This window comes from Roseovarius sp. 217 (assembly GCF_000152845.1).
GTDB lineage: Bacteria > Pseudomonadota > Alphaproteobacteria > Rhodobacterales > Rhodobacteraceae > Roseovarius.
Genome location: NZ_CH902584.1, coordinates 3,173,391 through 3,195,426, shown reverse-complemented (window position 1 = coordinate 3,195,426; position 22,036 = coordinate 3,173,391). Strand labels below are relative to the sequence as shown.

Sequence of the window (22,036 nt, the reverse complement as noted above, 5' to 3'; positions counted from 1 at the left end):
AAATCCGCCTCAGAATGCCATATCGTCACGATGCATCAAAGGTCCGCGCGCCGGATAGCCCAGCACCGCCTCGATCTGATCGGAACGCAACCGTTTGATCCGCTCCGCATCCGCAGCGTCGTACCGCGTGAGGCCCTGCCCCAGAACGCGCCCGGCCTCATCAGCCACTTCGACCGGATCACCCCGGCCAAACCGGCCCGCGACCTCTGTCACCCCGGCGGCAAGCAGGCTGCTGCCCGCCGACAAGGCACGCGCCGCACCGGCATCAACGATGACCCGGCCCTTGGGCTTCATCGCCGCAATCCAGGCCTTGCGCTTTTGCTGCGGATCGCCTTGGGCCAAGAACCACGTTGCCGCCGCGCCATCTTTCAGCGCCTGGATCGGATGCAGCACATCCCCTTGCGTGATTGCCATCACACAGCCGCCCGCCGTGGCGGTTTTGGCCGCCATCAACTTGGTCTTCATCCCGCCCTTGCTCAGGCCCGACACAGCATCGCCCGCCATCGCCTCGATCTCGGGCGTGATTGCCGCCACCACGTCGAACCGACGCGCTGAGGGATCCTGTGCCGGATTGGCGGAATAGAACCCATCCACGTCACTGAGCAGGATCAATTGATCCGCCCCCGCCGTGACCGCCACCTGCGCCGCCAGCCGGTCATTGTCGCCATAGCGGATTTCATCGGTGGCCACAGTGTCATTCTCATTGACGATGGGCACCGCCCCCAGCCGCAAAAGCTGTTCCAGCGTGGCGCGGGAATTCAGGTAACGCCGCCGGTCGGTGCTGTCCTCCAGCGTCACCAGAACCTGCGCCGCCGTCAGCCCATGCGCGGCCAGTGCCGCATCATAGGCCCCCGCCAGCCTGATTTGCCCCACGGCGGCGGCAGCCTGCGATTGCTCCAGCGTCAGAACGCTCTGCGGCAGGTTCAGCACCCGCCGTCCTAGCGCGATGGACCCGGACGAGACAAGGATCACATCCGTGCCGCGTTGGCGCAGCCTCACCACGTCCTCGATCAGAGCCGTCAGCCATTCGGCCCGCAAGGCCCCCGTCACCCGGTCCACCAAAAGCGCCGAGCCGATCTTGATCACCAACCGTTTCGCGTCAGTTACGGTTGCCACGGTGCATCTTCTTCGTCCTCGTCCACCACCTTGTGGCGCAGACGGTCGGCGTCGATTCGCGCCCTCAGCGCGCGCAGCACTTCTGTCACCCCTTCGCCCGATACGCCCGACATGAGCATGACAGGCGTGCCACAGGCCGCTTCCAGTTCTTCGCGCAGGAATTCGCGCTCTTCCTCATCCAGCGTGTCGACCTTGTTGAGCACGGTCACGCGCGGTTTGTCGGCAAGCCCGCCACCATAGGCTTCCAGCTCGGTGATGATGGTCTGATAATCGCCAACAATATCACCGGAACTGCCATCCACCAGATGCAGCAGCACCGCACAGCGCTCGACATGGCCTAGAAAGAGGTCGCCAAGGCCGCGGCCTTCGGATGCTCCCTCGATCAGGCCCGGAATATCGGCCACCACAAACTCGACATTGTCCACGCCCACGACTCCCAGATTGGGATGCAGGGTGGTAAAAGGATAATCGGCAATCTTGGGACGCGCATTGGACGTGGCCGCAAGGAATGTCGATTTCCCGGCATTGGGCAGACCCAGGAGGCCCACATCGGCAATCAGCTTCAACCGCAGCCAGATTGTGCGTTCGACGCCCTCTTGCCCCGGATTGGCACGACGCGGCGCCTGATTGGTCGATGTCTTGAAGTGCAGGTTGCCCCAGCCGCCATTGCCGCCCTGCGCCAAGAGCACACGCTGTCCCAGTTGGGTCATGTCGGCGATCACCGTTTCCATATCCTCGTCGAGGATCTCGGTGCCCACCGGCACGCGCAATACGATGTCATCGCCACTGGCTCCCGTGCGCTGACGGCCCATGCCGGGCGTGCCGCTATGGGCAAAGAAATGCTGCTGATACCGGAAATCAATCAACGTGTTCAGCCCATCGACGGTTTCCGCCCAAACCGACCCACCATTGCCACCGTCGCCGCCGTCGGGCCCACCGTATTCGATGAACTTCTCCCGGCGAAAGCTGACACAGCCACTACCGCCGCCGCCGGAGCGGATATAGACCTTTGCGAGATCGAGAAATTTCATATGCCGTCCTTACCGCAAAGGCCCTGTCGGACCTCAGATCATCTTTTTGCTATAGGTCCAGGTCAGCACCTTGGAGCCACGCGCGACGCTGAACGCCTCGGCATCTCCAAGATACTGAAACCCGCAATTCGTCAAGACCCGGGCCGAGGCCGCATTGTCCTGAAACACCGAGGCAAAGATCGTGCGCGCATGGTGCGGATTGGCCGCCAGCAGCACCTCGACTGCCGCCGAGGCGACGCCGGTGTTCCAATAGGCCGGGGCCACCCAATAGGCGATCTCGGATTGACCGTCGTCCACCCGTTCGAGGCTGATCAGACCCATGACCTCAGAGCCACCGGCTTTGGTGCCGTCAATCGCCCAGATATCCTCGGATCGGTCCTCGGCACGCGCACGCTCAATCATCGCCTCTGTCGCACCCGGCGGCAGAGGATGGGGAATGCTGCGGGTAAAGCGCGCCACGCGCTCATCCCCGGCATTCAGGCCAATCAGCCCGGCATCCGAACCACGCAGCGGGCGCAGATCGAACCGCTCCGCCGCGATCACCGGTTGGTTCAGGATTGTCTCGTCTTTCATGCGCTTACTCCTCCGATCAGCGCCCAAGTCATAGCAAGGAGATGGGCTTCCTCTGCCAAAGCACAACGGCTCACTCGCGCGATTGTGCAGCTCCCCGCCGGGGAAACATCATCTCTTGGTCCCAAAATCGAAAAGGGACCGGCGGTGTCGCCGATCCCCTTATTGTATCAAAACCCTAAGGACGGCTTATTCAGCGGCCTCCGCCACTGGCAGAACCGAAATAAAGGTGCGGCCCTTGAGGCCTTTGTGAAACTTCACAGCGCCTTCGGCGACGGCGAAAAGGGTGTGATCCTTGCCTTCGCCCACGTTCAGACCCGGCCAGAACTTGTTGCCACGCTGACGCACGAGGATATTGCCGGAAATCACGGCTTCGCCGCCGTATTTCTTGACGCCAAGACGGCGACCATCAGAGTCGCGCCCGTTACGGGATGAACCGCCTGCTTTTTTATGTGCCATTTGGTCTCTCCTTAGCCTTTGGCCAATTCTTTGGCCTGTTCGATCCAGCCTTCACGCTCGATGCGGCCTTTGAACGACAGTTTCTCGTCCATAGCAGCTACATCGGCATCCGTCCATGCCGCGACTTGGGCAAAGGTGGTCACACCGGCTTCAAGCAGCTTCTTCTCAAGAGCGGGACCAACGCCCGACAAACGCTTGAGATCATCGCCACTGGCAGCGGGTTTCGCGCTGGATTTCTTGGCGGGCTTGGCCACGGCCACAGCCGGAGCCGATCCGGTCCCAATCGCCGCTTTGATGCCTGTGGCATCCGCACCGCTCTCGAGGATCTCTGTCACCCGCAACAGCGTCAACTGCTGGCGGTGGCCCTTGGTGCGCTGCGAGCCATGCTTACGGCGACGTTTGACAAAGTTGATGACCTTGTCACCCTTGACCTGATCGACGACCTCGGCCTGTACCGCAGCACCGGCCACGAAGGGCGCACCGATGACCGGTGCGTCGCCGCCCAGCATCAGAATCTCGTTGAATTGAACTTTCTCACCGGCATCCGCTGCAAGTTTCTCAACACGAAGCATGTCGCCTGACGACACCTTGTATTGCTTGCCACCGGTCTTGAGGACCGCAAACATGGGCTCTTCCTTTTCTCTCCGCGCTCTGTGGTCCCCGGACAATCCGGGCGTTGTTGGCCCTCAGGCCACCTCGAACGGCGCACCCCTCAGGGGTGTATATCAAAGACAAACCCGGCAAGATCATCCCGCCGGGTTGCGCGCTATTGCCAAACTCCAGCCCCAGAGTCAAGGGCCGCCCCGGCAAAACCGTTCAAACCAGCCTATAAATCCTCGCCATCCATCTGCAAGGCGGTGGCCAGCCCCAACTGATACGACAGCTCTTCATACATCGCATCAAAAGCGGCGAAAAGCGCACGATTGAGATGCTTGCCCTCGGGGCTCTGGTAGAGGGCGATATAGGCGTCCATCACCTCGTGCGACAGCGGTTGATAGGCCATGGTCAGATAGGCCTGCATCCAGTCGCGCGTTTCCTCCCGCATCTCGGATTCCTGCGCCCAGATTTCGGCCAGCATCTCGTCCTCGGTCAGGTCCAGACCGCCCCCGTCAGCCAAGCCGCGATAGAACACCAGATTGGCGTTGAGCGCCCCCGCGACATTGCGCTCGATCAGATCACTGTCCGTGATCAGCGTCGTGACCTTTTCGACGATCGGGGCGCCCGCAGCGGCCAGTTCGGCATAGCGCACCTCAGCGGCGGCCTCGGTGCCATCGTCGAGCAGGGCCCGACGCCCGGCGATTTCCAAGCTGACGATCTCAGCCCCCTGCCCCTCGAAGAACGCGAGCAAGGACCCGGTATCAGCCCCCTCCATCGCCTTGGCGAAATTGGTCTGAACCTGTTTCAGCATCTGCTCGGCGTCATAAACCCCGGCCACCACCCGGTCCCACCGCGCGCGCTCGACCGGGCTCAGCATCTCCTCTCCCACATCACCGCCATAGCGCAGCCCCTCGGCGCGCATGATCTCAACGGTCTCTTCAAAATGCAACGCGCCCATCAGGCGATCCACCTCGCCCGCCCGCAGAGGCAAAGCGAGCAGGATCAACGCAGCACAGGCGACCAGAAACGCCCGCACCGCTACAACTCCTGCGCTGGTGTCAGGCCCCACATCCGCGCCGCCAGAACCTCGAACCGGTTCGCCATGATCTCGTATTGCACAGCATTCATCAGCTCATAGACCCGCGCCATTGTCGGCTGCTGCAACGCCTCCACATAGGCGCGCAGATCCGTCGTTGTCAGATCCTGATAGGTATAGGCCGCATTGGCCAGAGCCGAGGCACGCAAGCTCTCGCGCAACTCCTCCTCGCCCTCGGCCAAAACCGCCCGCAACATTCCCTCGTCAATCTCGCTCTCCAGCACTCCGGCATAAGAGGCCGCGAGGAGGAACCGCACCTGAATCTCCTGCACGGCGCGCACGCCGGTGCCGGCACTATCCACAGCGGCATTCATCTCGCTCAGAACCTCGACGCGGTCGGGCTCCATCTGCGCCAAGAGCGCCTCGCCCTCGGCCCGTTTGGCATCATCGTCCTCTTGCAGGTGCGAGGCATTCTCGACCGCGACCAGACGCTGTCCCAGATCCGAGGCATAGAATTCAGCAGCATGACCCAACATCTCGTCGTCCATCGCCTGCTCGAGAATACCAAGCCCCATCTCGCGCATCCGGGCCGTGTCAAACACCTCGTCCGCAATATCCGTCCAGCTCTGCCCGAAGTCACTGGCCGACAGCCCCAGCATCGCCGGTGCCCCAGAGGCCGAGAGCGCGATACTGTCCAGCGCCACGCCAAAGCCCGTCACCTCCAGAAACGCCTCGAGCCGCTCCCGCTCCGCCGCGCGCAGCGACCCCGCGGCCAGCGTCACAGCCATCATGGCCAGACACCCTACCGCGATACCACGCGCATATGACCGCAAGGGCCTCCCCATCATCACAAGCCGTCCTTTCAGAAACCATCCGATCCGCCGTGTCTCCAACCTAGGCAAATTATCCAGCGAAACAATGCAAATCCCCCTTGCTCCCCCCGCCAAAGGCAAATAAACGCTTCCTCCACCAGACCCCCGCGGAGAGGTGCCGGAGTGGTCGAACGGGGCGGTCTCGAAAACCGTTGAGGATGCAAGTCCTCCCAGGGTTCGAATCCCTGTCTCTCCGCCATAAATCATTGAAATCGTTGATTAATTTCCCCATCGGGGATTTCTATTGCCGATCTAGTGACAGTTTTTGCGCGATGGTTTTAAGGTGCCCACATCCTTTCCGTCACGCATTCGTGAACCTTCCGCTTGAAGCTTCGGCGAAGTTTGCTCAATATCGCGACGAAACAACTTCATAGAATGGAATGATATTATGGCAGCAAACTTCAAACCCGGCGACATTGTTCAACTAAAATCAGGCGGTCCTGCGATGACCGTTTCGAAGGAGACTGGCAATCCCGGAAGCTATGCTTATTATTGCGAGTGGTTCAAAGGTGCGTCGAAAGAGCGAGCGCATTTCGACGAACAAACGCTTCAACCTTATGTCGCCCCGAAAAAAGCATGACGGAAGACGAAGCGGCCCATTGGATGCTGGCCGAATACGAAACGGCGGGCTTTCTATATCAGGAAGGCGCGGCAAGTCATTTGTTCCAGCTTAGCGACGAAACGTTGGCATATTTCGACAAGTCTTCGAACCTGTGCATCGGCAAGGGCGTCTTGAAGATTTTCAACAAGCTTACGCCCGAAGCCGTTTACGAACGTTCGGGGAAGTTCTGGCGTATTCGGCTTGAAACCGACCAACCGGGACGCCAGCAATGAACGACGTTACTTCCGACATTCTTACGGGTTTAGGTTTAGTTATCACTCTGATTGGTGCTTGGATAACTGCCCGCGCTGTTATCTTGAAGGAAGACGACGCAATTAACATTGGGCTTGCTAGGTTTTCCGGCGAAACACGGGAAGAAAATTTGGGCCTTCCAATGGTGCAAAACTTGCTTGCGTCGTCACGCGGGGCACGGCGCGGCTTGCTGTTTATCGCGGGCGGCACTGCGCTGCAAATTGTGCCTGTTGGTATCCGGCTAGTTTCATTGGCATTCGCATAAAAAAAGCCCCGGCGCTTCGCAGCAACCGGGGCAGTAGTTCCCAATTTGGCCCTTGGGATTTCAGAAACAGTTTTCCGGGATGCCCACAATTAAGCGGTCGGCGTCGGGATCAATGCCCGCAGCGACAGCCGCTTGGCGTAATGACTGGCCTTCGGTGACGCGAACCACATGACAGGCCGGGAAGCCCCGCAGCGGGTCGTGTATCGCGGCCCCTGACAGCCAAACAACATGCGCGGCCCGTTCGTCTAGGTTGGCTTGCCCCTCAATCGCTGCAAAGGTCGCTGCGGGCGCTTCGTGCGTGGTTAGCAAGGGCAGACAGCCCAAGGCGATAGCCGCAGACAGGTCGGGCGCAGGATCGTCAAGGGCGACGGTCACAAGCTGCGCGTAGTCGTCGTGCCGAATGAAGTCGTTCCCCAATGGGGATTTTTCATCCTGCGAACTTGCGACAATCCATGCCGACAGTTCTTTCAATTGCGTTTCGGCTAGTGTGGGCATGGTCATTCCCCCGTTGCCAGTGGCGCGTTTACGTCAACGTAAGTCGCCATGCCTTTTTCAATGTTACCGTCGTAAAAGCTGCGGGGCACTTCGGCGGCAACGCTGGCAAGTTTGCGGTCTAGTTCGCCGACTTCGGATGCAAGACGAACCCGTTCCGCAGCTTCGGGCGCATGGGCGACGGCGGCTTGTAAGCGAAGGGTTTGCAAGCGTTCTTGCGACATACCCGACAGCGCGGCGGGGGCTTCGAACAAGGCCGTTGCAAACCGTAGGTCGGTTTCGACAAGACTGCGAAGTTCTGCGGCAAATTCAGGTTCGCCCTTCTTCGACAGAACGAAGGCGCGGATTTCACTACGCATTACTTGCGCAGCCGTGCCAATGTCGGGGGCAAGCGCGGTGTTAATTTCGTCCATAGCTGCGGCGTTTTCTCTCTCAACCCAACTTTTAAGTTCGGCCCGTGTCTTGTTGATTTCCGCAACCGTTGCTTCGGCAATCTTGCGCCCTGCGGAATGTTGCTGCGGCGGGGTTCGCGTCTTATCCCATTCAAGGGCGCTTACACGCTTTACGGCGTCGTCAACGGCATGATGCAGCTTTGCAAGTTTCGTGCCCGGCGTAGTGTCGTATTTCGTCCAATCGCCCATCATGGCTTTGCGGCCTGAATCGGTTGAAAGGAATTGCATCGTTTGTAGTGCGTGAGTGGTATTCACTAGGGCCATTTGGTTAGTTCCTTTGTATTTTGATTTCGGTGCCGTCGCGCAAATGCACAAAGTTCGGCTGTTTCTGTCCCGGCTTTAGCGGCGCGGCGTCGTTCACAATGCCCACATTGGTCGGGGCTTTTGCTTGCGGTGCGTCGTCGCCCAAGATTGTGCGAAGTTCGGCTTGCAAGGCGTTCTGTTGACTGCGGGCATATTCGGCGAAGCCGCCCGGCGGTTCGGAAAACTTCAAATAACCGGGCTTGTCGGGGTCAACGATCAACCGACCGTATGCGCCCCCAATCGTGCCCTTCGGTTTCCCCGCTGCGGCCTTGTGTTTTGCTTCAAGCTTCAAAACGCGTGCTTTCAAAGCGGCGGTCATTGGGCCAAGCCTTCAAGCTGCGCTAACCGTTCTTCAAGGTCTGTTGCTTCGAAGGTCTTGCCGATCAACATAAGGATATGGGTTAGGCGGGATGCATCTTCGATTTTCAGCTTGCCGTTGCGGGCTTCGCGATAAAGCTTTGTCATTTCGCCCCTGCAATCCAAGACTGACGTAAGTTTGATCCGCTTTTGCGGGGGGGTGGGTGTCGGCGACTTCGGCCATGCGGGGCTTGGGGTTTCCATCGAATTACCATGCAAATTTGAACGTTTAAGGCGGGGTTAAGGGCCACTTAGGGCGGCTTGTTTCAAGCTGGCAAGGGGGCAAATTTGGGGCAGACAACGACAGACAAATGCGGACAAAAGAAAGTTTTCACAGTCTATTCCGCTGCCAATTTCAGCTTGCGCAGTTCCGCCCGGCGTTGCCGATACGCCAAGTTGCGGGCCGCGTCGCGTTCGGTGTCGTGCCTGCATTGACCCCCTGCATTTTCCAGCCGTCTGCGGCGCTTGTTTGCCTGCGCAGCATCCTTACCCATAGCGGCGACAAGCGCGGCAACGTCGTCGTCTGTGAGCGCAGCAGGGTTACGGAAGGCATTTGCGATACGGTCGTTCATGTCAGCCCCGCATGGTCAAGAAGGTCGGCCATTGTGTGAATGCCTGTCAATTCCCGCCAAGACAGAACTTCGGCCCATTTTTTCGCTTCGATTGTTTCGCCGGGTTTCAACCGTCCATCCGTGCCAGTGTGAAAGTATTGAGGCATAATGTTTGCAACGCGGTTCAATGCATAAACTTGGGCAATGCGGGGGATGTTGCGTTCGTAAGTTTCTGACCTGATTTCTTTCAAACGCTGCATATCGTTCAAGTATCGCGTGAAGGTCACGCTTGCCGCTTCTTCAAGATAAGCGCGGCCCATGACGACGACATAATCGCGGGGCTGAAAAAAGCAGTCACGTTCCATTTCAAGCATGACGTTCAAAGTCGGCCAAAACCGAACGCAAAGCGGCTTCAACGCTTCGGCGACTTTTTCGACTTCACGGGCCTGCATATGGCAAGCGCCATGTTTTTGAGAGCGGAAGGCGATCAGCTTCCCGAAGTTGTCGCGAACAATAGTTTCGCAAACGTCGTTTAGCAGGGCGTCGTGTTTTGCGGCGGTTGGCATTTCACGGCTTCGCGACAACAGCCGATTACACAAGTAAACGTCAAAGGTTTCGCCTACCATTTCGATAAGGTCTTCGGCTAGGTCGTCATACACATTACGATATTTCATCTGGGTTCCTTTCGTTTGTTTGCCCACATGGGGCGAATAAGGGGCGTAAGGTGTTTTCCATTGAACCGCCTTACAAGTTAAGTCTTTGTTTTTGTTTGTATAAATAGAGTATGTAAGTAGTAAGTAGAGTAAGTAGGTAGTAAGATTTCCAAGTTTTTGCGCTGATATGTGCTTTGACCTACTTACCTACTTACACGCCTTATTCTTGTGATTTCAGTGACTTAGCCAACTTACACCCGCCTTGCGCTACTTACAGGCCGAAGCTGCGGGGGTTGCCGATCATCCAACCTTCAACGCTGTGCCCTGTTTCCTTGAACATTTGCACTTTGTTGATTTCGATTAGGTCGCCTTTTTCCACCAAGACTTTGAGGCTATCGCGAATTAAATCGCGTGGCTCTTTGTAACCGTTCTTTCGAAACGGCGCGGTGTTCCCAAGCTTGTTATGCAGGTAGGTGAAAGCGACGATGCGTCGTTCATGTAGGTCGCTGCTTACGCGGTATCCTTTTGACAAAAGGTGATGTTCGGTCAGGACATAATCAGCGAAGGCTTTTGTGACGCGACCAAGCCTAACGTCTTCGGTGCTTTCGCCAACTTCGCCGCTTTCCATTTCGGCAAGAAGCTGTTCGACATTGTGCCGTTCTACTTTGATTGCCCAACGCATTACGTCGGCTTCAATATGTGGGCAGTAGGGGTTAATCCCCGCCGCAATCGACGCGGCAAGTTTCAAGGCTTTCAAATGGCTTCGGTTCCAAATGATACCTTCGGGGCGATCACCGCCCATATTCATCAGGTCAGTCGTTTCGCGGTCAAAACAATTGTGAAGGTCTTCGGCTTCGGGGGAAAATGTTACGTTTACCCCGCGCAACGGGTTTGAATTAGCCTTTGTCGCGCAATACCAACCCGCAAGCTTTTCGACCAAATACGGGTCAAGTCGCACTTCGCTTGCCGACGGGTTGTCGTATGGCCTATCCGCTTTAGTCATTACGATGAGAAATCGCGGCGTGAAGCCTTTCTTTACACTGTCATAGGCAAGAAGCGCGTCAACGGCCCCGAACGTGCTTTCAGTTACCAACGTGAAACATGGCGACGCGATTGACCCAACGCTTTCTTCGACCCTCGCTTTGCGATAGCCGGGCATCGACGCTTGAAAGCCCGATTTATGATACAGGTCTAGAAGTGTCTGCAAAACGTCCTGTTCGTTCTGCGAAGCCTTCGGGCTTGTGATACGGCGGAAAAGGTATTCGCCTTCGGCCTGTATCGAAAGCGTCGCGGGGAAGTTCTGCAAATGTTGCAAAATCGCTTGTGACGAAGCGAACCGACCTGACACTAAATTCCGTGCCTCTGGAACGGTTTGCGCTATGGCTTCAATAATCTTGCCAATCCCTTTTGAGATTGTTTCTTTCCCGCGCCCGGTTCCTGCGACAAGCAAGACGTATTGGTTTAAACCTTCGCCAGATACGTTAACGTTCCTGCCTACAATACCAGCCCAAAGGGCAATTGCCGCGACCGACGCAATGGTTAGGTTTTGGCGATGTGATTGCGCATATAGAAATTGCTGGATTTCATAGACTACGCTGTTCTTTGGTATGTCGTGAATTGGGTGCCATTCTTCGGGTTTTGGCGGTGCAAGCGTCTTGCCTTCGGTTTCGTCAAACGGGGTTATCAATTTCGCCATGATTTTGGGCCTGTTTGTTAATACGAAGTCATTAGAATGCGCTTCGATTGTATTTAGTGAATAATTTCAATGAAGTTTGGCGGACGGTATGACCGCCCTAGACGCAATTCTTGCGGGCTTCGGTCAGTTCAATGACCAATGCGCGAATTTGATCGTCGGTCGCACCGCGAACCCTAGCCGCATTAATTTGCGCAACTTCGTCTTTGGGCCAAACGGCAAGTTTGGGCGCAAGCTTGACGGGCCGAATGAAGGTGCCCTTCGCCATATGTTCGTATAGCGTCGGGCGCTTCATGCCAGTGGCGGCGCAAACGTCGGGGGTTTTCATAAGGATTTGCATGTGGGCACCTGTAGGTTTCTGTATTCGTTAGACCTACGGGCACCCGCCATGCAGAAACTAATGGGCTTTCTGCATGGCCGTTTGGGCAATATTATTCTGCGGTTCTTTTTCGGACTAAGTTGGCAAGCCCGTTGTTGGACATAATTTCTTGCATCATTTCGTTTGCGGCTCTGACTTCGGCAATGCGCTTTCGTGCTGTTCGTTCGCTAATCCCGTGTTCTTCCATAAGCCGCCCGGCCAAACGGTCTTCGTCGTTAGCCGACGCCTTTATTACGTCGATTGGACCAAGCTTGCGCGGGCGCTTCGCTTCGCCAACAATTCCCAAACATTCGCCAATGGTTTTTGCACGTTCTGAAAGGTCGGCTTGCGCCGTAGCTTCGAACGCCTGCGCCAAGTGGTTGCGAAGGTTTTCGGGCATTGCTTCGCCGTTGCGAAGGTAAGTCGCTGCAATTGCCAGCAATTCAATTCGGGCTTCGGGGTCGATACCGGGTCGCGATAGAAGCGCGTCAACTTTACGATTGTCCATTAAACTGCGCCCCGCATTGGCACGACGACGCCGCTTGCCATATCGCCGCGACAAGCCGCAGCCCAATCGGCCAACATTGCGCGACGACGTTCAAGCATGTCACTTCGACGGTAAGCGCGTTCGACTTCACTGCCCACATTATGCGCAAGACTGATTTCGGCCATATCCCGGTCAACGCCGCGTTCCGCCGTCCAGTCGCGGAAGGTCGAACGCAAACCGTGAGGCACCGCAGGACGGCCCGAACGCGGGTCAAGCCACCCCTTCCCGCCCTTGGTCGCTGCGGCTTCCTGCATACGGCGCATGACCGCCGATAGGCTCATATCGGACAGGGCACCGCCCCGCGCCGCAGGAAACACATAATCGGACCCGGCAACACGCGGCAAAGCCTTCAACAGCGCAATGGCTTCGGCGGTCAAAGGAACCCGGTGTTCGCGCTGCGCCTTCATGCGTTCTTTCGGGATAATCCAAAGCTGCGCTTCAAGGTCAATTTCCGACCATACCGCCCCGCGAACTTCGCCCGACCGGGCCGCGCAAAGGGTTAGAAATTCGACCGCCCGCGCCGAAATGCCGTCGCGTTTGCGAAGGGCTGCGAACCATGCCGGAAGATCGGCCAAAGCCAAGGCGGGGTGATTGTCTTTTGTCGCTACCTTCGACGGCTTCGGCAACAGTTCCTTTAAGTTGCCAGCCCAACGCGCCGGGTTGTCGCCCGTCCGATAGCCTGCGACTGTTGCCCAAGACATAACGTTTTCAATGCGACCGCGAAGGCGCGACGCCGTTTCGGTTTTCGTTGTCCAAATAGGTTCAAGAACGCGAAGAACGTCTTGCATGGTAATGTGGGCAACGTTCATTTCGCCGATAATTGGCGCGGCGTAGGTATCCAGCGTCGAACGCCATTGCTTGCGGTGCTTGTCGTTCCGAAATTCACCTTCCTTCTTCGCCAAGCACTTTTCGACGGCTTGCGCGAACGTAAGCTGTTGCTTGTCTTCAACGGTGTTTTTCAGGCGCAGTTCGTCGCGCTCGGCGATAGGGTCGCGGCCTTCGGCAACAACCTTCCGCAGTTCGCCAGACTTTTCGCGGGCTTCGGCTAAGCTGTAGGTATGGATTGGGCCTAGCCCCATGCCCCGCCGCTTACCGTTAACGGTGAACTTGAACACCCAAGATTTCGTTCCGCCGAACTGACTGACTTGCAGGTAAAGCCCGCCGCCGTCGCTGTAGAAGCCCGGCTTCGTTTCCGTCCGAACCTTCGCCGCCGAAAGCCTATGAATGCCTCTTGCCATGTCGTCACCTATACCCGTTCTATTGCCAATTATTGGCAGAACAAGGCAGGCGCGTAAAGCCTAATACAGACAGATAGCCAGAACAAACTGTTGATATAGCTTAACTAATGCAGAACCTTGCCGACCTATGCGGAACATACAATGGCGGCCTGTCTCTCCGCCAATTGCCTTTGTATTAATGGGGAATACTATTCTCACTCCAGTATTGCCCTACACCCAACACAAGCAAACCGATTGCGGGTGATTTGTGGCCATTGGGTTTCTTGCTTCAAGTTGACTGCGAGAAAAACTCTTTACCCACGTCGCCTGAACCTTGCCCACTATAGCTGGCTCGCCGTCTGACACATTCATGTGTTGCACCACCGCCGTTTGTTTGCCGCCCGGTCGATGCTCTTTCAGCGCCTAGACCTAGGCGGCAAATATTAGCGCCAGTTTGCTGACACCAGTGTAATGCGTCTGCTCCTGCGGGATGTTGTCAGGATGCCTAGGTCGCGGCTAGCTTAAACAGTTCGTTCTGTCGGTCACCTGCCAGAATTGGAACTCGGCAAGTCACTGCGGCGACTGGGGCGCGTGCCGGGGATTTCATGCGGCGGGACAGCCAAACACCTGTATGATGCCATAAAATCGCCGTCTTTGATTCTTTGGAGGTTAACATGCGTTTTCTGGTTGGCTGTTTTGCTCTTTTGGTCGCCACTCAAGCTCCGGCATCGACGCTCAGTTTCTCGGGTCAGGATGCTGCCGCACCTTCTTGTAATACCTATGCATTGGGCGGAAGCCTACTCTACGCTGAATCAGGGTTCCACTACTCAAACAACAATTACGCCCGTGATGATTTGGAAATCAGCCCTGACGGCGGAGAGATTTTTTCAGGCCTTGTCCACGAGACGTGCGGCACATTCAGCGTCTTGTCTATAGAAGGTGCCCACTATTACGAACAAGGGTTTACTGAACTTTTCAGCGGTTTGAACTTTGGCATTAACGGATATCGAGAAGGGAGCTTGGTTGCATCGCTCGCGCTGGAATTGCCGACGTATCCCGGCGCTTCGTTCGCATTCGGATCTATTTTCAGCAACATCGATATGCTCGAAATGGTCTTGCTTAATCCGAGATTCCAAGGTGATTTTGAAGAGGGCTGCTCGTTCGAAGGCCTTTGTTATAACGGTGTTGTAATTGACTCGATGAGCGTGATACCGCCAGCTCCTATCCCTCTGCCAGCCGCATTCCCTATGGTGTTAGGCGCACTTGGGGCTTTAGGGTTCTTCGCACGGCGCCGCATCTCGATTTAACTTGGGGACGCTATGATTTGGTGGGAAAAGTTGATACCCAACCGGCATTCTACCCAAAGCACAAAAAGCAAGCCACCGCCCGCGATCAGCGCCCCGCGCGCTCGATCTTTTCCCCGAACAGAACCGCGTCGCATGTGCGCTAGATAAGCGCTCCTCAAAGCCATCTCCGAACTACAATCCCTCCACACACCGCCAACACCCTCCACGTTACACCCCCGTTACAAATCCCACAAACCCATGTCACAAACGGCCTCTATCGGTTCCGGGCAATATTCCTAAACCCGGGTGGACCCTCCTATGGCCTATACGCTTCAACTTCTGCATGCCAACGATCTCGAGGGCGGCGTTGCCGCGCTGGACAACGCGCCGAACTTTGCCGCGATCGTCGACACGTTCGAAGATACGTTCGAGAACACGATCCTGCTCTCCGCCGGAGACAATTACATCCCCGGCCCGTTCTTTTCGACCGCAGCAGATTTCTCGATGGGGGCCACACTGACCGCCGCTTATGAGCGGTTCTACACCGAAGTCCTCGGGCAGGACCTGACCGGCGTGACGCTCGACATCACCGAAGGTCCGGGCCGCGTCGACATCACCATCATGAACATTCTGGGCTTTGACGCCTCGGCGGTTGGCAATCACGAATTCGATCCCGGCACCAATGCTTTCGCGGGCATCATCAATGCCGCTGGCGGCGATGGCACGATCGACTGGGTCGGTGCCCTCTTCCCCTACCTCTCGTCCAACATCGACTTTTCCGGCGACAACAGCCTTGGTCGCCTCTTTACCGATGAAATACTGACCTCGGATATCTTTGCGGAATCGCTGGCCGATCTGGCCGCGCGCAACATCGGCCCGGCCATCGCCCCGGCCACCCTGATCGAAGAGGGCGGCGAGTTGATCGGCGTCGTGGGAGCCACCACCCAGATCATCGAGACCATTTCCTCGACCGGCAGCACCAATGAGATCACCGGCGGGACCAACAACATGGCCGCCCTTGCCGCAGTCATCCAGCCGCAGATCGACGCGCTGATCGCAGCGGGGGCCAACAAGATCATCCTCACCTCGCATCTCCAGCAGATTTCGCTGGAAAAGGAATTGGCGGGCCTGCTCGACGGGGTCGACATCATCATCGCGGGCGGCTCCAACACGTTGCAGGCCGATGCCAATGACCGCCTGCGCGACGGCGATGAAGCCGCCGAAGGCTATCCCTTCCTGACCGAAGACGCGAGTGGCAACGCCGTGGCCATCGTCTCGACCGATGGCGAATACAGCTATCTGGGCCGCCTCGTGGTGGAATTCGACGATGCCGGCAACCTGATTGCTTCCTCCATCGACGACACCGTATCCGGCACCTTCGCCACGGATACTCAAGGCGTGCTCGACGTGACCGGGGCGGCCAGCCTCGATGAGGCGCTCACCACCTCGGCCAAGGCCAGCATCGTGCAGGACCTGACCGACGCGGTGCAGGTCATTGTGGACGAGGCCGACGCCATCGCCTTTGGCAACCATGACGTGTTCCTCGACGGACGCCGCGAAACCGTGCGTACCGAGGAGAGCAACCTTGGCAACCTGACCGCCGATGCCAATCTCGCGGCGGCCCGCGATGCCGATAACACCGTCAACGTCTCTTTCAAGAACGGCGGCGGCATCCGCGCCGAAATCGGCTCAGCCACCAACACCGGCACTGATGCAGGCGACGGCGTGCTCTCGCAGCTCGACCTGCAAAACTCGTTGCGGTTCAACAACGGCTTGGCCGTCGCCACTGTGACCAAAGAGGGCTTTCTCATGCTGCTCGAGCATGGCGTGGCCGATACGGACACCGAGGCAGGCAACACCCCCGGTCGGTTCTTCCAGATCGGCGGCTTCCGTGTCAGCTTTGACGAGACAGGCACCGCCCAGGAACTCGTCACCGACGAGAACGGCGATTACGTGGTCGATCCGGCCACCGACCGGCCGCAAGTGGCCGTCGCGGGCGACCGGGTCAAGACTGTTGCTCTGATCGACCCCGAAACCGGCGATGACATCGTGATTTTCCGCGATGGCGCCTTTACCGCTGAGGCTCCCGAAACCATCCGCATGGTCACGCTCGACTTCCTCATGCAGAGCAATGGCGATGGCTATCCCTTCCAGGAACTGATTTCGGACGTGCAATTCCTGACACCTGACGGGACCATCACCTCCGACACCGAGGCCGACCGCCTTGGTGAACAGCAGGCCTTGGGCGATTTCATGTCCGAGAACTTCCCCGACGAAGACAATGCGTTTGCCAACGCCGAAACCGATGTGACCAACGACCTGCGCATCGTGCAACTGGCGCGCAACGGCGGGAATGACCGCATTCTGCTGGACGAAAACACCTCAACGCTTGAGGTGTCCATCGCGGCCGAACTGCTCAGCGGCGAGACCGAGCTTTTCACCGGCGGCTCCGAGGTGGTTTCGGTCGACGCAGGCCGCGCCTATGTCACCAACGGCGCGCAAAACCGGATCGACGTGTTCGATGCGGCCACGGGCGCGAAACTCGGCGAATTCGATCTCGGTCAAGTTCAGGGCTTTGCCAGCGTGCAATCCGTCGCAGCCAAGAACGGCCTTGTCGCCGCCGCCCTCTCGGTCACACCGGCCGAGGCCAATGGCGTTGTGGCGCTCTTCGATCTTGAGGGCAATCTGCTCAACACCGTTGAGGTGGGCAACCTGCCGGACATGGTGACCTTCACCCCCGATGGCACGCGCATCCTCGTGGCCAACGAAGGCGAACCGCTGGACGCAACCGATCCGCTCGGAACCGTTTCGATCATCGACCTGAGCGGCGGCGCGGCCAATGCCACCGCCGTCACGCTCGACTTCTCCGCCTTCGACGGTCAAGAGGACGCGCTGCGCGAGGCGGGCGTTCTGATCCAGCCGGGCAATGCCGCCTCTCAGGATCTGGAGCCGGAATATATCACCGTCCTGCCCGATGGCGTCACCGCATGGGTCAGCCTGCAAGAGGCCAATGCCTATGCGGTCATCGACCTCGCGACCAACACGGTGACGGACATCCGCAGCTTCGGCCTCGTGGACCGTTCGCTTGCCGGTAATGAGATCGACGCCTCCAACCGCGACAATGCGATCAACCTGCAAAACTACGACAATCTCTTCGGCATGCGCCAGCCCGACTCGATCACCTCGATCGAAATCGGCGGTGAGACCTATATCTTCACCGCCAACGAAGGCGACGCACGCGATGCGACCGAGGCCCGGATCGGCAGCCTCACGCTCGATCCCACGGCCTTCCCCAATGCCGATATCCTGCAACTGAATGAGAACCTTGGCCGTCTCAATGTCCGCAGCGATCTGGGCGATACCGATGGCGACGGCGACTACGACCAGCTTTTCCATTATGGCTCGCGCTCCTTCACCATCTACAATGCGGCGGGCGAGATCGTCTATGACAGCGGATCGCTCTTTTCGCAGCTCATCGCCGAAATCCGCCCCGAGCTTTTCAATCAGGACGAGGGTGAATTCGATGGTCGCTCTGACGACAAAGGCGTTGAGCCCGAGGCCATCGCCGTCGGCGTGGTCGAAGGCAAGCCCTATGTCTTCATCGGGCTCGAACGCGACAGCGGTATCATGGTGTTCGACATCTCGGACCCTGCCAACCCGGTGTTCGACAGCTACATCGACAGCGAAGTCAACGGTAACATCAGCCCCGAAACCATCGCCTTCATCCCCGCAGAGCAGAGTGCAACGGGCTTTGCCCAGATCGCCATCGCCCATGAGGGCGACGGCAATACGGTGATCTACAACCTCGACAACCTCGGCGTGGACAACAGCTCGTCCGCACGCAGCGATGGCGACGACATCTTGATCGGCGGCGACGGCGACGATGGTCTTGGCGCAGGTTTGGGCAACGATCTGGTCAGCGGTGGCGCCGGAAATGACAATCTCGGCGGCGGCTTGGGCGACGATACCGTCAACGGCGGCCTCGGCAATGACACCATCGGCGGCGGTTTCGGCGACGATCAGATCAACGGCGGCGCCGGCAATGACGTGGCCAACGGCGGCTTCGGCAACGATCTGGTGCAGGGCGAGGGCGACAACGACCGCCTCGGCGGCGGTCAGGGCGCTGACACGATCGAGGGCGGCACCGGCGACGACAACCTCGGCGGCGGCGCAGGCACCGACCTGCTCGACGGCGGCGAGGGCAACGACAGCCTCGGCGGCGGTTTCGGCGACGACACTGTTCTGGGTGGCGCAGGCGATGACTTCCTGGCTGGCGGCGGTCGCGATGACGTGCTCGATGGCGGCGCGGGCAATGACACGCTCAACGGCGGTGACGGCAATGACCTGATGACCGGCGGCGAGGGTGTGGATGTCTTTGTCTTCAACACGCTCATCAGCGGCGAGGCCGACATCATCACCGATTTCGACAGCACTGCCGAGACCGTGATCCTGCGCAGCGTCGCCAATTTCGACGCGCTCGAGATCGCCGATACGGTTGCTGGTGCGGTGGTGACAGTGGACGGCCAATCCATCACCTTCGAGGCGGTTCTGGCGGCAGACCTTACCGTCGACAACTTCGTCTTCGGCTAAATATCGACTTAGACAAAACCTTCACCGGCCCCGGTCAACACCGGGGCCGGTACTTCTTATGACACAGACACCAACAGAAAAACGCCCCCGGTGCTGAACCGGGGGCGTTTTGTCTTGTCTGATCAGAAAGGGGCTGCGCGTCTTAATGCGCCACGGCACCCCGGCCCTCTTCGCCGGATTTCAGCGCGGCCTCGGCGGCGGCGGCCTCTTCGGCCTCTTCATCCCACTCCACCGGCTCGGGTGCACGCACCAGCGCCAGCTTGAGCACGTCCCGCACATGATCGACGGGAATGATCTTGAGCCCCGCTTTCACATTGTCCGGAATCTCGACCAGATCCTTTTCGTTCTCACGCGGAATGATCACGGTCTTGATCCCGCCACGCAGCGCCGCCAGCAGCTTTTCCTTGAGGCCGCCGATGGGCAGCGCATTGCCGCGCAGCGTGACCTCGCCCGTCATGGCGATATCCTTGCGAATGGGAATCCCGGTCAGCACCGACACGATGGATGTCACCATCGCAAGGCCTGCCGACGGACCATCCTTGGGCGTCGCCCCTTCGGGAACGTGGACGTGAATGTCCCATTTCTCGAACTTGGGCGGCTTGATCCCCAATTCGGGTGCGACAGAGCGGACATAGCTTGACGCCGCATCAATCGACTCCTTCATCACATCGCCCAGCTTGCCTGTGGTCTTCATCCGGCCCTTACCCGGCAGGCGCAGCGCCTCGATGTTGAGCAACTCGCCGCCCACGCTCGTATAGGCAAGCCCGGTGACAACACCGACCTGATCGCTCTCTTCGGCCAGACCGAATTTGTATTTCCGCACGCCAAGGAAATCATCAATATTCTCTGACGTGACCGTTATCGTCTTTTCCGCACCCTTGATGATCCGCGTCACCGCCTTGCGGGCCAGCTTGGCAATCTCACGCTCAAGGCTCCGCACCCCGGCTTCACGGGTGTAATAGCGGATGATGTCCGTCAAAGCGCCGTCCGTCAGGGTGAACTCACCCTTCTTGAGACCGTTGTTCTTGACCTGCTTGTCCAGCAGATGCTGCTTGGCGATCTCGCGCTTTTCATCCTCGGTATAGCCCGCCAGCGGAATGATCTCCATCCGGTCCAAAAGCGGTCCCGGCATGTTATAGCTGTTGGCCGTGGTCAGGAACATCACGTTACTCAGGTCGTATTCCACCTCAAGATAGTGATCGACAAAGGTCGAATTCTGCTCGGGATCGAGCACCTCGAGCATCGCCGACGCCGGATCACCCCGGAAATCCTGCCCCATCTTGTCAATCTCATCCAAGAGGATCAGCGGGTTGGTGGTCTTGGCCTTCTTCAACGCCTGAATGATCTTGCCGGGCATCGACCCGATATAGGTCCGACGATGGCCCCGGATCTCGGATTCGTCGCGCACCCCACCCAGCGAAATCCGGATGAATTCGCGCCCCGTGGCCCGTGCCACAGACTTGCCAAGGCTTGTCTTGCCCACACCCGGCGGGCCGACAAGGCACATGATCGGGCCTTTCAGCTTCTGACTGCGCTGCTGCACGGCCAGATATTCGACGATCCGTTCCTTGACCTTTTCCAGACCATAGTGATCGTCATCCAGCACGTCTTGCGCCTTGTGCAAATCCTTCTTGGTGCGGCTCTTCACACCCCACGGAATGCTCAGCATCCAATCGAGATAGTTGCGCACCACCGTGGCCTCGGCGCTCATCGGGCTCATGTTCTTGAGCTTTTTCAGCTCGGCCTGCGCCTTTTCGGCGGCCTCCTTGCTCAGCTTGGTGGCCGCGATCCGCTCTTCCAACTCGGCAATCTCGCCCGCGCCATCCTCGCCATCGCCCAATTCCTTCTGAATGGCCTTCATCTGCTCATTCAGATAATATTCGCGCTGCGTCCGTTCCATCTGGCTCTTGACGCGAGTCTTGATCTTCTTCTCGACCTGCAAGACGCTCATTTCGCCCTGCATGAGGCCATACACCTTCTCCAGCCGCTCGCTCACGCTCAGCGTCTCAAGCAACTCCTGCTTGCGGCCCACCTCGATTCCCAGATGACCCGCCACCAGATCGGCCAGCTTGGCGGGTTCCTCGGAATCGGTGACAGCCGCCATCGCCTCATCGGGAATGTTCTTTTTCACCTTGGCATAACGCGCGAACTCATCCCCCACCGTGCGCAACAGCGCCGCGATGGTGGTGGCATCACCCGGTATCTCGCTCAGATACTCGGCCTTCGCCTCAAAGAAATCGGAGTTGGCCAAATAGTCCGTGATCCGCACCCGCGCCACGCCCTCGACCAGCACCTTGACGGTGCCATCGGGCAATTTCAGCAGTTGCAGCACATTGGCCAAGACGCCGACGCGGTAAATGCCAGCTTCATTCGGATCATCATCAGACGGGTCGATCTGGCTCGACAGCAGAATTTGCTTGTCATCAGACATGACCTCTTCCAGCGCGCGCACCGATTTCTCGCGGCCCACAAAGAGCGGCACGATCATATGCGGGAATACCACGATATCGCGGAGCGGCAGAACCGGGTAAGAGGCGTTGAGGGTATCTTGCATGCTCGTTTTCCTGTTCTTGGCAAGAGAGCATCGGTCCCGCGCGGCGGCAACCACAGCCCTCTCCGTTTCGTTAAGCCTAACTTGGGGCGCGGCCCGTCAGGTTTCAACAGATTCGGCAAAGTTTGCCTGTTGATCCGCGCGGGCACAAGAGCGCATCACAGCCCGGTCGATCTTTCACAGCCGA

The 22,036-nt window shown here is 58.3% G+C and carries 23 protein-coding genes and 1 tRNA gene; 6 read left to right on the top strand and 18 right to left on the bottom strand.

Annotated features, from left to right (window positions below; genetic code table 11):
- Positions 1-9 precede the first annotated feature (9 nt).
- The 7 genes from proB to ROS217_RS15260 all read right to left on the bottom strand — a co-directional run bounded on the left by proB (position 10) and on the right by ROS217_RS15260 (position 5,600).
- Entirely contained in the window at positions 10-1,116 is a 1,107-nt protein-coding gene (gene proB, locus ROS217_RS15290; RefSeq protein WP_040650638.1) for a glutamate 5-kinase, read from the bottom strand.
- A complete protein-coding gene (obgE, locus tag ROS217_RS15285; RefSeq protein ID WP_009818686.1) occupies positions 1,104-2,147 on the bottom strand; it encodes a GTPase ObgE in 1,044 nt (347 codons plus the stop codon). Before obgE ends, proB begins: the two co-directional genes overlap by 13 nt.
- A gap of 33 nt (positions 2,148-2,180) precedes the next feature.
- Positions 2,181-2,720, bottom strand: coding sequence for a GNAT family N-acetyltransferase (locus tag ROS217_RS15280; RefSeq protein WP_009818685.1), 540 nt, complete (start codon positions 2,718-2,720; stop codon positions 2,181-2,183).
- 186 nt (positions 2,721-2,906) lie between these two features.
- Entirely contained in the window at positions 2,907-3,176 is a 270-nt protein-coding gene (gene rpmA, locus ROS217_RS15275) for a 50S ribosomal protein L27 (protein WP_009818684.1), read from the bottom strand.
- Positions 3,177-3,187: 11 nt separating this feature from the next.
- Entirely contained in the window at positions 3,188-3,802 is a 615-nt protein-coding gene (locus ROS217_RS15270) for a 50S ribosomal protein L21 (RefSeq protein ID WP_009818683.1), read from the bottom strand.
- Between the two features lie 200 nt (positions 3,803-4,002).
- Positions 4,003-4,809, bottom strand: coding sequence for a hypothetical protein (locus tag ROS217_RS15265; protein ID WP_009818682.1), 807 nt, complete (start codon positions 4,807-4,809; stop codon positions 4,003-4,005).
- A gap of 2 nt (positions 4,810-4,811) precedes the next feature.
- A complete protein-coding gene (locus ROS217_RS15260) occupies positions 4,812-5,600 on the bottom strand; it encodes a DUF2059 domain-containing protein (protein ID WP_254656437.1) in 789 nt (262 codons plus the stop codon).
- A gap of 190 nt (positions 5,601-5,790) precedes the next feature.
- Here ROS217_RS15260 and ROS217_RS15255 point away from each other — a divergent pair.
- The 4 genes from ROS217_RS15255 to ROS217_RS15240 all read left to right on the top strand — a co-directional run bounded on the left by ROS217_RS15255 (position 5,791) and on the right by ROS217_RS15240 (position 6,799).
- A tRNA-Ser gene (locus ROS217_RS15255) sits at positions 5,791-5,880 on the top strand.
- A gap of 189 nt (positions 5,881-6,069) precedes the next feature.
- A complete protein-coding gene (locus ROS217_RS15250) occupies positions 6,070-6,261 on the top strand; it encodes a YodC family protein (protein ID WP_009818680.1) in 192 nt (63 codons plus the stop codon).
- Positions 6,258-6,515: a DUF6953 family protein gene (locus ROS217_RS15245; RefSeq protein WP_009818679.1), complete on the top strand. Its 258-nt coding sequence runs from the start codon at positions 6,258-6,260 to the stop codon at positions 6,513-6,515. The genes ROS217_RS15250 and ROS217_RS15245 overlap by 4 nt, the downstream gene beginning before the upstream one ends.
- On the top strand, positions 6,512-6,799 hold the full coding sequence (locus tag ROS217_RS15240; RefSeq protein WP_009818678.1) for a hypothetical protein: 288 nt from the start codon (positions 6,512-6,514) through the stop codon (positions 6,797-6,799). Before ROS217_RS15245 ends, ROS217_RS15240 begins: the two co-directional genes overlap by 4 nt.
- A 60-nt stretch (positions 6,800-6,859) precedes the next feature.
- Here ROS217_RS15240 and ROS217_RS15235 read toward each other — a convergent pair whose 3' ends face one another.
- From ROS217_RS15235 to ROS217_RS15190, 10 genes are all read right to left on the bottom strand, one after another.
- Complete coding sequence (locus ROS217_RS15235) at positions 6,860-7,294, bottom strand: hypothetical protein (RefSeq protein ID WP_157046621.1); 435 nt, start codon at positions 7,292-7,294, stop codon at positions 6,860-6,862.
- 2 nt (positions 7,295-7,296) lie between these two features.
- A complete protein-coding gene (locus ROS217_RS15230) occupies positions 7,297-8,007 on the bottom strand; it encodes a hypothetical protein (protein WP_157046620.1) in 711 nt (236 codons plus the stop codon).
- A 4-nt stretch (positions 8,008-8,011) separates the two neighbouring features.
- Entirely contained in the window at positions 8,012-8,365 is a 354-nt protein-coding gene (locus tag ROS217_RS15225; RefSeq protein WP_009818675.1) for a hypothetical protein, read from the bottom strand.
- Positions 8,362-8,511 carry a hypothetical protein gene (locus tag ROS217_RS24395; protein ID WP_009818674.1) on the bottom strand — a complete coding sequence of 50 codons (150 nt, stop codon included), beginning with the start codon at positions 8,509-8,511 and terminating at the stop codon, positions 8,362-8,364. The genes ROS217_RS15225 and ROS217_RS24395 overlap by 4 nt, the downstream gene beginning before the upstream one ends.
- A gap of 230 nt (positions 8,512-8,741) precedes the next feature.
- Complete coding sequence (locus tag ROS217_RS15215) at positions 8,742-8,975, bottom strand: hypothetical protein (RefSeq protein WP_009818673.1); 234 nt, start codon at positions 8,973-8,975, stop codon at positions 8,742-8,744.
- The gene (locus ROS217_RS15210; RefSeq protein ID WP_040650635.1) at positions 8,972-9,628 is read right to left on the bottom strand and encodes a hypothetical protein; all 657 of its coding nucleotides are present in this window, start codon (positions 9,626-9,628) and stop codon (positions 8,972-8,974) included. Before ROS217_RS15210 ends, ROS217_RS15215 begins: the two co-directional genes overlap by 4 nt.
- Before the next feature lie 250 nt (positions 9,629-9,878).
- A complete protein-coding gene (locus ROS217_RS15205) occupies positions 9,879-11,303 on the bottom strand; it encodes a DUF3987 domain-containing protein (RefSeq protein WP_009818671.1) in 1,425 nt (474 codons plus the stop codon).
- Positions 11,304-11,400: 97 nt separating this feature from the next.
- On the bottom strand, positions 11,401-11,628 hold the full coding sequence (locus ROS217_RS15200; protein WP_198134894.1) for a helix-turn-helix transcriptional regulator: 228 nt from the start codon (positions 11,626-11,628) through the stop codon (positions 11,401-11,403).
- 103 nt (positions 11,629-11,731) lie between these two features.
- The gene (locus ROS217_RS15195) at positions 11,732-12,166 is read right to left on the bottom strand and encodes a hypothetical protein (protein WP_009818669.1); all 435 of its coding nucleotides are present in this window, start codon (positions 12,164-12,166) and stop codon (positions 11,732-11,734) included.
- Entirely contained in the window at positions 12,166-13,443 is a 1,278-nt protein-coding gene (locus ROS217_RS15190; protein ID WP_040650631.1) for a tyrosine-type recombinase/integrase, read from the bottom strand. Before ROS217_RS15190 ends, ROS217_RS15195 begins: the two co-directional genes overlap by 1 nt.
- Before the next feature lie 653 nt (positions 13,444-14,096).
- Here ROS217_RS15190 and ROS217_RS15185 point away from each other — a divergent pair.
- Both ROS217_RS15185 and ROS217_RS24900 read left to right on the top strand, forming a co-directional pair.
- Positions 14,097-14,729, top strand: coding sequence for a hypothetical protein (locus ROS217_RS15185; RefSeq protein ID WP_009818667.1), 633 nt, complete (start codon positions 14,097-14,099; stop codon positions 14,727-14,729).
- Positions 14,730-15,026: 297 nt separating this feature from the next.
- Positions 15,027-19,298 carry a choice-of-anchor I family protein gene (locus tag ROS217_RS24900; protein ID WP_009818666.1) on the top strand — a complete coding sequence of 1,424 codons (4,272 nt, stop codon included), beginning with the start codon at positions 15,027-15,029 and terminating at the stop codon, positions 19,296-19,298.
- A gap of 142 nt (positions 19,299-19,440) precedes the next feature.
- Here ROS217_RS24900 and lon read toward each other — a convergent pair whose 3' ends face one another.
- Positions 19,441-21,852 (bottom strand): endopeptidase La, encoded by a 2,412-nt coding sequence (gene lon / locus ROS217_RS15175; protein WP_009818665.1) that lies wholly within the window; start codon positions 21,850-21,852, stop codon positions 19,441-19,443.
- Positions 21,853-22,036: the final 184 nt, after the last annotated feature.